Origin of the sequence: Thalassospira sp. NFXS8 (assembly GCF_040148805.1) — a bacterium.
Lineage (GTDB): Bacteria > Pseudomonadota > Alphaproteobacteria > Rhodospirillales > Thalassospiraceae > Thalassospira.
Genome location: NZ_JAGEMF010000002.1, coordinates 1344220 through 1357737, shown reverse-complemented (window position 1 = coordinate 1357737; position 13518 = coordinate 1344220). Strand labels below are relative to the sequence as shown.

Below are 13518 nucleotides of genomic sequence, written 5' to 3'. Positions count from 1 at the left end.
TAGCGCCAACAACGGGATAACGATCCACCCATCGCAAAACATAAAAAGGCGGCAAACAGAATTGGCTAAACAAAAATCATGCCCTCGGGGCGTTAGGTAAGCCCGGGTCTGTTTCACTTAATAACGGGTTTTCGCGCATCACCTGCCACCATGCCGCCAACCTGGGAAATGTGGCAATCATCGCCTGGCCTTCAGAAGCGGCGGTAAAATAGGCAATCATTGCCCCTAAATGCAAATCGGCCAGGCTTAAACCGCCCCCGATCAGAAATTCCCCACCACTGGCAATATCCTCAAGCGCATGACAAACCTGACGAGAGGTTGCCAATCCCGCCTCAAATTCCGCAATATCGGGTGTCCCACCCTCGGCCACTCTGAACACTCCCTGTGAAAAGACCTGCCGCACCATCGGCCAATAGCCATAATTATCCGTGATTGCGATGATCTGATTCATCCGTGCGAGGTCACGCGGGGTTTTGGCGCATAATGTTACCTTGCCTGAAACATCATCCAGATATCGGCAAATCGCCGCAGTTTCGTATAAAACAAAACCATCCTCCTCGATCACCGGCACCCGGCCAAACGGATGCAGGCCGCACTGGGCGTGATCGGATGTCTCGGTAAACGGATCAATTTCAACATAGCGATACGCAATCGACCTGGCGGCCAAGACCATTCTTACAATCCGCGTATAAACGCTATATTGATAACCGTGCAAAGTGATGAACATCTTGTGGCTCCGGTTGTAACTGCCCTCGGCCAAAGATCATAACATACGCCGCGTTACCCCGATGATGATTTGCCGATCTGACACCAAACGAAAGACGTTACCTTGACCCTGCCAGCACCATCCCCCAGCCAACCTGTCGTTATTGTTGCCGGCCCTACGGCCAGTGGCAAATCAGCCTTGGCGCTGGATCTGGCGCGGGAATTTGACGGTGTTATCATTAATGCCGACAGCATGCAGGTGTACCGCGAGCTTCGCGTGCTAAGTGCCCGACCGGATGACGGCGAGTTATCACGCGCGCCCCACCGCCTCTATGGCGTGCTGTCAGGGCGCGAGGCGTGTTCGGCGGGCAAATGGCGCGAAATGGCCCTGGCCGAAATTGCCGCCTGCCATGCCAACGGGCAGTTGCCCATCGTCACTGGCGGAACCGGCATGTATTTAAACGCCCTGACCAACGGCATTGCCCCGATCCCCGATATTGATAAATCAATCCGCGAAACCGTCACCGCCGAACTGACCGAGCTGGGCCACGAGGCGTTTTTTGCCCGCTTGCAAAAAGACGACCCCGCAACGGCCGCAACGCTGGATTCTGCCAATACACAGCGGCTGATTCGCGCGGCCGAGGTTTTACGCGCCACCGGGCACGGTTTGGCGCACTGGCACGGCGCTGCAATGCTGCCTCCACCAAATGGCATGGCTTTTCTGAAGTTCTGTTACATGCCGCCCCGCGACATTTTATATGACCGCTGCAACAGGCGTTTTGACCTGATGATCGAACAGGGCGCGATTGACGAGGTTAAATTTCTAATTGAGCAAAACCTGCCACCCGAATCCCCGGTAATGAAGGCCGTTGGCGTGCGCGAGCTTGCATCCTGCCTGGCCGGGACGCTCTCGCTAGACGAGGCAAAGGCCCTGGCACAACGCGAAACCCGCCGTTATGCCAAACGCCAGTTAACGTGGTTTCGCCATCAAATGACCGACCGCGAGACCATCGACACGCAATATTCGGAAAGTCTGGAAGGCAAATTGCGTAATCTTGTTCACCAATTTCTGTTGACCGCGCCAAAGTGAGGCGATAGGTTGGCCTTTCCGCCGGTGAAATGGCGGAAAACCGCCGTTTCGGCGGCTTTTTCAACCCCAATCACAGGGTAGATCGATCATGTTTCAATCACGCGGTTATCACGCGACACGTTGTTGTCGCTAAACAAGAGGCTCGGAAAATCATGGCAGAACGTATTATGAATGGTTCGGAAGTAGTGTTGCAGGCCCTGACAGACCAGGGTGTGGAAGTCGTATTCGGCTATCCCGGCGGCGCCGTCCTTCCGCTATATGACGAAATATTCAAACAGAATCACATTCGTCACGTTCTTGTCCGCCATGAACAGGCTGCCGTCCACGCTGCCGAAGGCTATGCGCGCTCCACCGGCAAGGTTGGCTGCGTACTGGTCACCAGCGGCCCGGGTGCGACGAACGCCGTTACCGGCCTGACCGACGCGTTACTGGACTCGATCCCGATCATCTGCCTGACCGGCCAGGTGCCGACCCATCTGATCGGCAACGATGCCTTTCAGGAAGCTGACACCACCGGCATCACCCGCCCTTGCACCAAGCATAACTATCTGGTCAAGGAAAGCAGCAAGCTGGCCCGCACCATGCACGAGGCCTTTCATGTTGCCACCCATGGTCGCCCCGGCCCGGTCGTGATCGACCTGCCCAAGGATATTCTGGTTTCGCCAGCCCCGTATATTGACCCATCCCAGGTTCAGCATCGCACCTATAACCCGCCGGTGAAGGGCGATCGGTCCGAGATCGAAAAGGCAGTTGAAATTCTGGCCTCGGCGAAAAAGCCGGTTCTGTATTGCGGCGGTGGTGTTATCAATTCCGGCCCGCAAGCCTGCAAATTGCTGGCAGAATTTACCCGTCTGACCGGCGCACCGATTACCCTGACCCTGATGGGGCTGGGTGCCTATCCGGCATCGGATAAACAATATCTGGGCATGTTGGGCATGCACGGCACCTATGAAGCCAACCTGGCGATGCATGATTGTGATGTCATGGTTGCCATTGGTGCACGCTTTGACGACCGTGTGACCGGCAATATCGATTTCTTCTCGCCTGGCTCAACCAAAATCCAGATCGATATTGATCCCAGCTCGATCAATAAAAACGTTGCTGTTGATGTGGGCATTGTGGGCGATGTCGGCCATGTCATTGAAGACATGATGAAAATCTGGAAGGCCAAACAATACAGCATTAACCAGGCTGCATTGGATTCCTGGTGGGGTGAAATTGAAGGCTGGCGCGAAAAACGTTGCCTGTCTTATGTTCAGCCTGCCGATATTATCAAGCCACAGCATGTTATTCGCCGTATGCACGCGCTGACCCGCGATCGCAAAACCTTCATCACCACCGATGTCGGCCAGCATCAAATGTGGGCCGCCCAGCATTTCGGGTTTGAACACCCCAATGAATGGATGACATCGGGTGGTCTTGGCACCATGGGTTATGGCCTTCCGGCTGCCATGGGCGTTCAGGTTGCCCATCCCGATGCGACGGTCATTTGCTTTAGCGGCGATGCCTCGATCATGATGAACATTCAGGAATGCGCGACGCTGACCCAGTATCGCCTGCCGGTAAAAACCATCATTCTGAATAACCGCTATATGGGCATGGTTCGCCAGTGGCAGCAATTGCTGCACGGATCGCGCTATTCCGAAAGCTATAGCGAAACCCTGCCCGACTTTGTCAAACTTGCCGACGCCTTTGGCTTTACCGGCCTGACCTGCAAGGACCCGGCCGATCTCGATGCCACCTTGCAGAAAATGCTTGATATTGACGGCCCGGTGATTGTCGACATTGCGGTGGATGACAAGGAAAACTGTTTCCCGATGATCCCGTCTGGCAAGCCGCACAATGAAATGTTGCTAGGCCATGAAACAAGTGGCGACCAGGCCATTGATTCCGATGAAGGGATGGTACTGGTCTGACCGGCCTGCTTTGTACAAAGCACACCCGGAACACCGATATTTTCATTATGACAGGTGGGGCTGGTTGCGATGGTTCATCGCCCGCCCCGACCGCAGCGGAGCAAGACCGTGAAAGAAACCGAAATTTCAAAACACACCATTTCTGTTCTGGTGGACAACGAAGCGGGCGTTCTGGCCCGTGTTATCGGCCTGTTTTCGGGCCGTGGCTATAACATCGAAAGCCTGACCGTGGCCGAAGTTGACGCCGGTTCGCGCCTGTCGCGCATTACCGTTGTCACCTCGGGCACCCCCATGGTGATCGAACAAATCAAGGCCCAGCTCGGGCGTCTGGTTCCGATCCACAAGGTCAGCGATTTGACCCTGGCCGGCCCCAGCGTTGAACGCGAGCTGGCATTGGTCAAGGTCATTGCGACCGGTGAAAAACGTGTTGAATCCCTGCGCATTGCCGATATTTTCAAGGCGCGTGCGGTCGATGCAACCAACACTTCCTTTATTTTCGAAATCATCGGCAGCCCTGAAAAGATTGATGCCTTCAATAAATTGATGGAACCGCTTGGCCTTTCGGAAATTTCCCGTACCGGTGTTGCCGCCATTTCGCGCGGCACCCTGATGATGTGAATTTGTCCCTCCCGGCATGGGTCGGGCGGCAAAAACATTTCAACCCTTTTAATCCAGCGGCCCTGCAAAATGATAAAAAAGCAGGGCCCCACGTCCAGAGGTATCGAAAGATGCGTGTTTATTACGACCGCGATGCAGATGTTAACCTGATCAAAACCAAAAAAGTTGCCATAATTGGTTACGGCTCACAGGGCCATGCCCATGCCCTTAACCTGCATGATTCCGGCGTTGCCGAAGTTGCAGTTGGCCTGCGTGAAGGGTCTTCCTCGCGTAAGAAAGCCGAAAAAGCCGGCCTGAAAACCATGACCCCGGCCGAAGCCGCCGCATGGGCCGATGTCGTCATGATCCTGACGCCGGACGAAAACCAGGCTGCCATTTATGCCAACGAACTGCGCGATAACCTTAAAGAAGGTGCCGCGCTGATGTTTGCACACGGCCTGAACGTTCATTTCGGCCTGATCGAAGCCCGTGCTGACCTTGATGTCATGATGGTTGCACCGAAAGGCCCGGGCCACACGGTTCGTTCCGAATATGCGCGTGGCGGCGGGGTTCCTTGCCTTGTTGCTGTCGAACAGAACGCATCGGGCAATGCCCTTGAACTGGCCCTGTCCTATGCTTCTGCTATTGGTGGCGGTCGTTCCGGCGTTATCGAAACCACCTTCCGCGAAGAATGCGAAACCGACCTGTTCGGCGAACAGGCTGTTCTGTGTGGCGGCCTGACCCAGCTGATTAAATACGGCTTTGAAACCCTGACCGAAGCTGGCTATGCGCCGGAAATGGCCTATTTCGAATGCCTGCACGAAGTGAAGCTGATTGTTGATCTGATGTATGAAGGCGGCATGGCCAACATGCGTTATTCGATCTCGAACACCGCTGAATATGGTGACTATGTTACCGGCCCGCGCGTGATCGATGCTTCGGTTAAAGAACGCATGAAAGATGTCCTCAAAGACATCCAGGAAGGCAAATTCGTACGTGACTTCGTTCAGGAAATGCATTGCGGCCAGCCGATGTTCAAGGCAACCCGCCGTCTGAACGCCGAACACGAAATCGAAGAAGTTGGCACCAAACTGCGCGCCATGATGCCGTGGATCGCTGCCAACCAGCTGGTTGACAAAGAAAAGAACTAATCTTTTCGATTTGAACTAAAAATGGCCGCCCATTTTATAACGGGCGGCCATTTTTTTATAACTACGCGCTGCAATGTGCGCGGGCGTTTAGTGGGTTTTGCACCGACCATACATACAAAAATGGCCGCAGATATGGGGCTGTTAATGCAAGCCGGGTGCATGACGCATCCGCTTCAAAGGCATGCGAAATTCCGTCACGGCCCAAAACAGGAACGAAACCAGCGACACCGCTGCGCCAATCATGCAAACGCCGCTCCACCCTGCGATACCATAAAATGTTGCCGACAAAGCCGAACCAGCCGCCCCGCCCAGAAAATAGCAGGACATATAACCGGTGGTCAGGCGGCTTCGGGCATCGGGGTTCAGGCGGTAAATTTCGCTTTGATTGGAAATATGCGCGCCCTGCACACCAAGATCGAGAAACACGACCCCCAAGCCAAATGCAATGATTGACCATTGCCCGGAATATAACAGCCACCAGCTTAGTGTCGTCATCAGGATAAAGCCGCCAGTCCCCAACCGGGCCCACCCCCGGTCAGCCAGCCTTCCGGCAAATTTTGCCGTCAGCGCGCCAACAGCTCCTAACAGGCCGAACATGCCAATCACGCCTTCGCTATAATGGAAATTTTTGACCAGCATAAAGGCCATCGACGTCCATAAAATGCCAAAGACGGCATATTGCATCCCGCCCAGAAAACCGCGCCGACGCAATACCGGTTCATCGCGAAACAGATGCAGGATCGAAACATAAAGCTGGCGATAGGTGGTATGGGACGTTGGCGCGATATGGGGCAAAAAACGATAACAGGCGAGGGAAAACATCGCCATCAAAATGGCCGCAACCATATAAACCGCGCGCCAGCCGCCCCATTCGGCCACCAGCCCGGCAAATGTCCGTGCCAGTAAAATGCCAATCAAAAGGCCACTCATAACTGTGCTGACGGTGGCGCCCCGTTTGGCCGGGGTGGCAAGGTGGGCGGCCAACGGCACCAGAATTTGCGCCGTCACACTGGTCAGCCCCACCACAACCGCCACTGAAAGCAGGATGCCAAAGCTTTGTGCAAAAGCCATTCCCATCAGCCCGGCGGCGGTAAGGGCGGTTGTTAAAGTCAGCAGTTTGCGGCGTTCGTGATGGTCCCCAAGGGGCACGATGCAAATCAGCCCGGCAAGATAACCCAGTTGCGATACCGTCACAATCAACCCGGCCTGGGTGGAAGACAGGGCAAATTCCTGTGACAAAAGGTCAAGAAGGGGCTGGACATAATAGTTGCTGGCAACAGAAAGCCCACTGCCGACAGCCATTAATGCAATTAGTCCCGGGGTAAGTTCGGGTTTGCGCGACATATTCGGATGCCTGAAAAGTTTAATTGATCGTGATAACGATAGGGCTTTGGCACTTGCGGAACAATCGGGCAGGATGCACAGTATCTTTGCAATAACTGCAAAGAAACCAGCAAAAATGCCCCTGCCATGAATGATGAAATCAGTGATCTTCGACTTTTTTGCAAAATTGTCGATGCCGGCAATCTGTCCGAAGCTGCCCGCCAGTGTGACAGTTCCCCCGCCACCATGAGCCGACGCCTTTCAGTTATGGAAAAGCGCCTGTCCGTCAGGCTGTTTCAACGGTCATCGCGGCGGTTTTCGCTAACAGACGAAGGCATTTTATATTACGAACGCGCCCAGAATATATTGGCACAGCTTGATGCGGCCGAGGCGGAAATTACCGCCAAAACGGTAAAGCCCAGCGGCCTGTTACGCATTAGCGCGCCGATGCAGATCGGTCGCACCCTGATCACACCGATTATTGCAAAATTCAGTGCGCTTTACCCCGATATCGATATTCGCTTTACCCTGTCGGATGACCAGCCCGATGTAAATGACGCCAATATTGATGTTTCCATTCGTATCGGCCTGCCCGAAGCCCCCGACATTGTTGTGCGCCAGTTAATCACCAGCCGCCGGGCCGTGTGCGCCACGCCGGAATATCTGGCAAAAAATGGCACGCCCCAAACCCCGGAAGATTTGCTGACTCACCACTGCATTTGCCTGATGCGCAAGAACCGCAAGTTTGACCGCTGGGTATTTCAGGAAAATGGTAAAAAGCGCCACATACAGGTGAAGGGCCAACTGGCAACCAGCAGCGGCGAGGTTTTGCATGCCCTGATCCGGGCCGGGCGTGGCATTGGCCTGAAAGCCATGTGGGACATTGCCGATGACATTCAAACCGGGGCCCTGATTGAATGTCTGGGCGATTATGCCTGCGATGACATTGCCCTTTACGCAACCTTTGAAAAACACCCGTTTTTGCCGCCACGCATTCGTCACTTTCTGGACGTTTTGAGCAGCGAATTACAACACACACCCGCAATGTAAGTCACACGCCGCAATACGAACCGGCCAACAATGACATGATGCCGACAAACTGGTCGATCAACCCAAATCCTCGATCAGACGAAAGCGTTCCCATACGATTTGCATGTCGGGGGAAAAACCGCCATTACGCTCAAAATAGGCGCTGTGCCCCACCCGCCATTCTTCAAGGCTGTCATCCTCGCCTTCGGCCAGGGCCATTTCTTCGCTTATCTCGTCAAATCGGCACTGAATGATTTCAACGGTTTCAATGACAAGAGCGGGCGTATCATCCCAGTTAAGGGCAATATCCCGGCGGCCAACTTCCGGCATGGCCTCGCCGTTCTGATAATCGCGTAATGCCCCGCAGGTCGCGACTTTTTTCCCCGCACGCACCAGTCCAACAAGAGACGCACACAAACCGGCACTATCGCCAAATTTAAAAGTCGCAGCCGTCGGATAACGCTGTGTAAGGCATTTCAAGGCCTCGGACATAACGGCCATTCCCCTTTCTTCGACCCAGTGATTGGTCAGAACGCTTTTCGGCACAAAACGACCGCCAACCTGATTACAGGCTGCCCTGCCTTACATCAAGCCACCTATCCGGAATTATAGCTGGCAAATGCAGAGCTCTTTATTTAATCCTGAACCTTAAAACTTTAACCGTGATAAGAGCATGAGAATGTCCGAATTTATTGATCTTGCCCCCGAAGTTGCCGAAGCCTTTGCCAGCGGCGCGCCGGTCGTTGCCCTGGAATCAACGATCATTTCGCATGGCATGCCCTATCCGCAAAACCTGGAAACCGCACAGGCCGTTGAACAGGATGTGCGCGATAACGGTGCCATTCCGGCCACCATCGCCGTTATTGGCGGGCGCTGCAAAATCGGGCTTTCCCCGGCGGAGCTGGAATATTTCGCCAAAGGCAGCGATATTTTAAAATTGTCGCGTCGCGATATTCCCTATGCCATTGCCAAAAAATGCGACGGGGCAACCACGGTTTCCGCCACCATGATTTTGGCCGAAAAAGCCGGGATCAAGGTTTTCGCCACTGGCGGCATTGGCGGCGTTCACCGCGAACTTGCCACCAGCTTTGACATTTCGGCCGATTTGACCGAATTGGGCAAAACCAGCGTGGCCGTTGTGTGTGCAGGGGCCAAGGCGATTTTGGACATCCCCATGACGCTGGAACATCTTGAAACGCTGGGCGTGCCGGTTATTGCCTATGGCACCGATGAATTTCCGGCGTTTTACACGGTCAAAAGCGGGCAAAAAGCACCCTTGCGCCTTGATACACCGGGCGAAATTGCCGCGTTTCTGGCATCGAAATGGGAATTTGGCCTTGAAGGCGGCGTTGTGATTGGCAACCCGCCACCTGCCGACAAGGCCCTGGCACTTGAAGCCATTGAACATGCCATTGACTCGGCCCTGGTCGAAGCCAAGGGGCTGAACATTCACGGGCGTGATGTAACCCCGTTTTTGTTACAACGGGTGACCCAGCATACCAAAGGCAAAAGTCTGGAAGCCAACATTGCGCTGGTGCGCAACAATGCCCGGCTGGGCGCGCAAATTGCTGTTGCAATGGCGAAATAACGCCACCGCGACAAATCATAAATGCAAAAAATGCGGGCCACACGGGTCCGCATTTTTTTATGAAAATGGCGCAGGGCCAGCCGGTTGAGAGCAACCCTGCGCCAGTTCGCAGCTTCTAGGCAGGGGTGGCATCGCCTAAAATGCTGCGGTCAAGCCGGCTATCATCTATCGGTGCATCCCAAACAGTGCGACAGGGCAAAACCCCGGCCCAAACCGGCAAGGCATAATCTTCTTCGTCATCAATAGGGTCGCCCGCACGAATTTTCGCCGAAACTGCTTCCATGTCGAATTCCAGGAACATGGTCGCCTTTAGTTCCTGCGGGTTCGGATGGCGAATTTGCTCCCAGCGCCCCTTGGCCAGTTTTTCAATAAACAGGGCGGCCTGTTCCATTTTCGACGCCGGATCCTCAATGACACGTGCTTTGCCATACATCACCACCGAACGATAATTGGCCGTATGATGCATGGCGGAACGGGCCATTACCAACCCATCAAGATGGGCGATGCAAATGCATGCCTCCGCCCCATTGGCAAGCGCGGTCAATATGCGGTTTTTTGACGACCCGTGAATATAAAACTGTTCGCCCACCCGCCAGTGTGCGGTGGGGATCATTACCGGGCGCCCATCCAGCACCGTGCTGACATGGCAAATAATCGCTTCATCAATAATGCGATGCACCGCTTCACGGTCATAGCTGGCGCGCTTGGCACCCCGAACCACTTTGGTATGGGGCTGAGTATCATAATTGGTCGCGCTCATTGCTCTCTCCCTGGCTGTCACGGGCCCACCGATATAAATTGCTTTGCCCGCATCATCGCCAAAATTGGACTTTTCATAAGAACCGATATAAGAAAATTGATAGAACCAATTTTGCAAAGCACAGCCCGGCATGAGCACCGTTTTCTCCTGGATATTCGCAAGCCGCCCTGATGAGGCCAGCCAACCGGCATATCGGCGGCTTTACCTGGGCATTCGCGCGGCCATTTTGGACGGCCGATTAAAACCGGGCGAAAAACTGCCCGCCACCCGCGACCTGGCGCAACAATTGCGCATGTCCCGCAATACCGTGGTCAATGCATTTGAGTTGCTGATGTCGGAAGGCTATCTGGAAGGTCGTGTGGGCGCGGGAAGCTTTGTTGCCGCCAGCCTGCCTGACCGGTTATTTAATACAGGTGAAACGGTTACCCCACCCGGCATCGACGCAGCCGCCCATGCAAACCCGTTAAGCCCCCAAATTCCGGCCATCAGCCCGGCGGCAACCGGCACAACCGCCCCCCACCCCGAACACGGTAATAGCAAGGCCCCGCCACGGCCGCTTCGGATCAGCAAAAGTGCCCTGCGCAGCCTTGCTTACAACCGTCATCACCCGCATTTTCCCACATCAAGGCCATTTAACCCCGCCACCCCTGATTTATCGGCGTTTCCGTTTGATATATGGGCACGGTTATTACGCCGGACGTGGCGCCTGCCCAAACAGGCCCTGTCCACCCCGACGGACAGCATGGGACTGCACGGATTGCGCAGTGAAATCGCGGCTTGGTTGCGCCAGTCACGCGGGGTGAATTGCGATGCCAGCCGCATCATGATTGTATCGGGTGCCCAACAGGCGCTTGATCTTATCGGGCGCGCCCTGATTGACCCGGGCGATGTGGTTGCCCTTGAAGACCCCGGATATGAAGGCATACGCGGGGTACTGGCCGCCAATGGTGCGGTTATTCACCCCATTGCCGTAGATCAGGAAGGCTTGCAGGTTAGCGCGCTGACAGCCGAAACAACCGCCCCCGTCCGCATGGTTGTCACCACGCCATCCCGTAACTACCCGATGGGCACCACATTGTCGCTGGCACGGCGATTATCGCTGCTACAATGGGCGCGCGATGTTGATGGCTGGATCATCGAGGATGATTACGACAGCGAATATCGTTATGACGGCCCGCCTTTGTCATCCCTGCAAGGGTTGGACCGGGATAACCGTGTGATTTATGTTGGCACGTTTTCACGGGTTCTGTTTCCGGGCATTCGACTGGGCTATCTGGTATTACCCCCCGATCTGGTGCCGGTTTTTCGTGGTTTGCGCGGCTTTGCCGACGGTGTTCCGGCCCCCACAGCCCAGGCAGCCCTGGCCGCATTTTTCACCGATGGCCATTTTGGAAGCCACGTTCGCAAAATGCGCCAGCTATACGGGGAAAGACGCCTGCATCTTTTATCGTTGATCACAACCCAGGCCCCTGACCTGCTTGATGTTGTGCCAACCGATGGCGGATTGCACGTTTGCGCCCGCCTGGTTAATGGCAAAGCAGACCAAACCTATGAAAAGGACCTGCTTGCCAGGCAAATCGACTGCCGGTTTTTATCGTCCTATTTCCATAACAGGGCAGCCCCTGTTAACGATCCAGCACGTCAGGGGCTGATACTGGGATTTGCCGGGTGGGAGAAAAAACTGCTGGACGAAAGTTTTCGTGATCTGGTTACGATTTTACGCCGTAAATCTTAATGTACCCCGAGCCAGAGCACGAGCGCGTCATATACTTCCCCTGGTATTGATAAAGTGACGCGCTCTGCTCGCCTTTGGACCCGCGATAACAAGAGGCCCGGATGCCCCGCCCCCCGATTGCCATTATGTGGTTTCGCAATGATTTGCGGTTAACCGACAATCCCGCCTTAGATGCTGCCGTAACATGGGCCCAAGAGAACGATGGCGTTGTTCTGCCCGTTTATATTCTTGATGACGTTATGGAAAACCAGCTAGGTGGTGCGACACGCTGGTGGCTGGAAAAAAGCCTGACCGAACTTGAAATGGCCATCGCCACGCTAGGCGATCAGCCTGCGCCGCAAACGCCGGGTAAAATCCTGCATCTGTTTCGCCAAAATGCAAAACAGACCCTTTCAAAACTATGCCATGACCACGATGTCGCGGCGATATTCTGGAATCGCTGCTATGACCCGCAATCGGTCAAACGCGATACTGCCCTTAAAAACCATTGTCGCGATACTTTAAACCTGCTGTGCGACAGTTTTAACAGCCACTTGCTGTTTGAGCCCTGGGAAGTCAAAACCGGCGCGGGCACATCGTTTAAAGTGTTTTCCCCCTTCTGGCGGGCCTGCCTGAAAATGCCGCCACCCCGGCAGCCCAAACCGGCACCCAAAAACATGCCGTTATCGGGCATCACGCCAGATGACGCGATGGCGCTGAGTGACCTCGACCTGTCGCCCGTGCCGGTAAATTGGGCAGGCGGACTGGCCGAGCGATTTACCCCTGGTGAAAAATCCGCCCGCCAGAAATTACATGACTTTATCGACGATCGCCTGGTGGATTATGCTGACCTGCGCGACCGACCTGATCATTTGGTAACATCCGAACTTTCCCCGCATTTACGTTTTGGTGAAATCAGCCCGCGTGAAATATGGCACGCGCTAACCCACCATGCCGAAGCCGAGCCCGGGCACGGCAAAACTGCATCAAAATTTTTATCCGAACTGGGCTGGCGCGAATTTGCCCATCATGTGCTGTTTCATGCCGATGATTTGCGCCACACCCCCCTGCAGGCGCAATTTGCCCACTTCCCGTGGCGCGACGACAAAGCCGACCTGAAGGCATGGCAACGCGGGCAAACCGGTTACCCGATTGTGGATGCCGGCATGCGCGAACTTTGGCATACCGGCTATATGCATAACCGGGTCCGCATGATTGTCGGGTCGTTGCTGGTCAAACATTTGTTGCAACACTGGCACCATGGGCTGGAATGGTTTGATGACACCCTGGTCGATGCCTGCCCGGCGGCGGACCCGTTTTCATGGCAATGGATTGGCGGTAGCGGGGCAGATGCAGCACCGTATTTTCGCATTTTCAACCCGGTTTTACAGGGTGAAAAATTTGATTCAAACGGCGATTATGTGCGCCGGTGGGTGCCGGAACTTCGCGAATTGCCAAACACCCACATCCATAAACCGTGGGAGGCCCCTGCCCTTATCCTGCACGGGGCGGGTGTTAAACTCGGGCACACATACCCCGAACCGATTGTCGATTTAAAAGGGGGGCGCGACCGCGCCATGAATGCCTATCGCGACATGAAAGCCGCCAGCACCGGGGACGATACGCAGTAAAGGAAAAGTGCTTT

12 protein-coding genes are annotated in these 13518 nt (G+C 54.8%); 8 read left to right on the top strand and 4 right to left on the bottom strand.

Translation table 11 applies throughout. The annotated features are described in order from the left end of the window. Window positions 1-76: 76 nt before the first annotated feature. Window positions 77-727 carry a glutathione S-transferase family protein gene (locus J4E05_RS15270; RefSeq protein WP_349597115.1) on the bottom strand — a complete coding sequence of 217 codons (651 nt, stop codon included), beginning with the start codon at window positions 725-727 and terminating at the stop codon, window positions 77-79. A gap of 102 nt (window positions 728-829) precedes the next feature. Here J4E05_RS15270 and miaA point away from each other — a divergent pair, with 102 nt between their 5' ends. The 4 genes from miaA to ilvC all read left to right on the top strand — a co-directional run bounded on the left by miaA (window position 830) and on the right by ilvC (window position 5459). After that, window positions 830-1795, top strand: coding sequence for a tRNA (adenosine(37)-N6)-dimethylallyltransferase MiaA (gene miaA, locus J4E05_RS15265; RefSeq protein ID WP_349597112.1), 966 nt, complete (start codon window positions 830-832; stop codon window positions 1793-1795). A gap of 152 nt (window positions 1796-1947) precedes the next feature. Continuing rightward, window positions 1948-3711: an acetolactate synthase 3 large subunit gene (locus tag J4E05_RS15260; RefSeq protein WP_349597110.1), complete on the top strand. Its 1764-nt coding sequence runs from the start codon at window positions 1948-1950 to the stop codon at window positions 3709-3711. A 108-nt stretch (window positions 3712-3819) separates the two neighbouring features. Then, window positions 3820-4329 carry an acetolactate synthase small subunit gene (ilvN, locus tag J4E05_RS15255; protein WP_371455627.1) on the top strand — a complete coding sequence of 170 codons (510 nt, stop codon included), beginning with the start codon at window positions 3820-3822 and terminating at the stop codon, window positions 4327-4329. Window positions 4330-4391: 62 nt separating this feature from the next. Continuing rightward, window positions 4392-5459: a ketol-acid reductoisomerase gene (gene ilvC, locus J4E05_RS15250; protein WP_256376800.1), complete on the top strand. Its 1068-nt coding sequence runs from the start codon at window positions 4392-4394 to the stop codon at window positions 5457-5459. A 141-nt stretch (window positions 5460-5600) separates the two neighbouring features. Here ilvC and J4E05_RS15245 read toward each other — a convergent pair whose 3' ends face one another. Next, window positions 5601-6803: an MFS transporter gene (locus tag J4E05_RS15245; RefSeq protein WP_349597107.1), complete on the bottom strand. Its 1203-nt coding sequence runs from the start codon at window positions 6801-6803 to the stop codon at window positions 5601-5603. Window positions 6804-6929: 126 nt separating this feature from the next. Here J4E05_RS15245 and J4E05_RS15240 point away from each other — a divergent pair, with 126 nt between their 5' ends. Then, window positions 6930-7832 (top strand): LysR family transcriptional regulator, encoded by a 903-nt coding sequence (locus J4E05_RS15240; protein ID WP_349597104.1) that lies wholly within the window; start codon window positions 6930-6932, stop codon window positions 7830-7832. A 57-nt stretch (window positions 7833-7889) separates the two neighbouring features. On the opposite strand, the gene J4E05_RS15235 is transcribed toward J4E05_RS15240, so the two are convergent. Beyond that, window positions 7890-8312, bottom strand: a complete 423-nt coding sequence (locus J4E05_RS15235) for an ASCH domain-containing protein (RefSeq protein WP_349597102.1) — start codon at window positions 8310-8312, stop codon at window positions 7890-7892. A gap of 178 nt (window positions 8313-8490) precedes the next feature. Here J4E05_RS15235 and J4E05_RS15230 point away from each other — a divergent pair, with 178 nt between their 5' ends. Continuing rightward, the gene (locus J4E05_RS15230; RefSeq protein WP_085591782.1) at window positions 8491-9399 is read left to right on the top strand and encodes a pseudouridine-5'-phosphate glycosidase; all 909 of its coding nucleotides are present in this window, start codon (window positions 8491-8493) and stop codon (window positions 9397-9399) included. A 115-nt stretch (window positions 9400-9514) separates the two neighbouring features. Here J4E05_RS15230 and J4E05_RS15225 read toward each other — a convergent pair whose 3' ends face one another. After that, window positions 9515-10159: a pyridoxamine 5'-phosphate oxidase family protein gene (locus J4E05_RS15225; RefSeq protein ID WP_349597098.1), complete on the bottom strand. Its 645-nt coding sequence runs from the start codon at window positions 10157-10159 to the stop codon at window positions 9515-9517. A gap of 130 nt (window positions 10160-10289) precedes the next feature. Between J4E05_RS15225 and pdxR the strand changes: the two genes are divergently transcribed. Both pdxR and J4E05_RS15215 read left to right on the top strand, forming a co-directional pair. Continuing rightward, on the top strand, window positions 10290-11894 hold the full coding sequence (gene pdxR / locus J4E05_RS15220) for a MocR-like pyridoxine biosynthesis transcription factor PdxR (RefSeq protein ID WP_349597095.1): 1605 nt from the start codon (window positions 10290-10292) through the stop codon (window positions 11892-11894). Window positions 11895-11995: 101 nt separating this feature from the next. Further along, on the top strand, window positions 11996-13504 hold the full coding sequence (locus J4E05_RS15215; RefSeq protein WP_349597092.1) for a cryptochrome/photolyase family protein: 1509 nt from the start codon (window positions 11996-11998) through the stop codon (window positions 13502-13504). Window positions 13505-13518 lie beyond the last annotated feature (14 nt).

Bases quoted from the DNA above. Each gene is read 5' to 3' on its own strand.
- J4E05_RS15270 (WP_349597115.1), bottom strand. From the start codon at position 727: ATGTTCATCACTTTGCACGGTTATCAATATAGCGTTTATACGCGGATT.
- J4E05_RS15260 (WP_349597110.1), top strand. From the start codon at position 1,948: ATGGCAGAACGTATTATGAATGGTTCGGAAGTAGTGTTGCAGGCCCTG.
- J4E05_RS15245 (WP_349597107.1), bottom strand. From the start codon at position 6,803: ATGTCGCGCAAACCCGAACTTACCCCGGGACTAATTGCATTAATGGCT.
- J4E05_RS15240 (WP_349597104.1), top strand. From the start codon at position 6,930: ATGAATGATGAAATCAGTGATCTTCGACTTTTTTGCAAAATTGTCGAT.
- J4E05_RS15235 (WP_349597102.1), bottom strand. From the start codon at position 8,312: ATGGCCGTTATGTCCGAGGCCTTGAAATGCCTTACACAGCGTTATCCG.
- J4E05_RS15230 (WP_085591782.1), top strand. From the start codon at position 8,491: ATGTCCGAATTTATTGATCTTGCCCCCGAAGTTGCCGAAGCCTTTGCC.
- J4E05_RS15225 (WP_349597098.1), bottom strand. From the start codon at position 10,159: ATGAGCGCGACCAATTATGATACTCAGCCCCATACCAAAGTGGTTCGG.
- pdxR (WP_349597095.1), top strand. From the start codon at position 10,290: ATGAGCACCGTTTTCTCCTGGATATTCGCAAGCCGCCCTGATGAGGCC.
- J4E05_RS15215 (WP_349597092.1), top strand. From the start codon at position 11,996: ATGCCCCGCCCCCCGATTGCCATTATGTGGTTTCGCAATGATTTGCGG.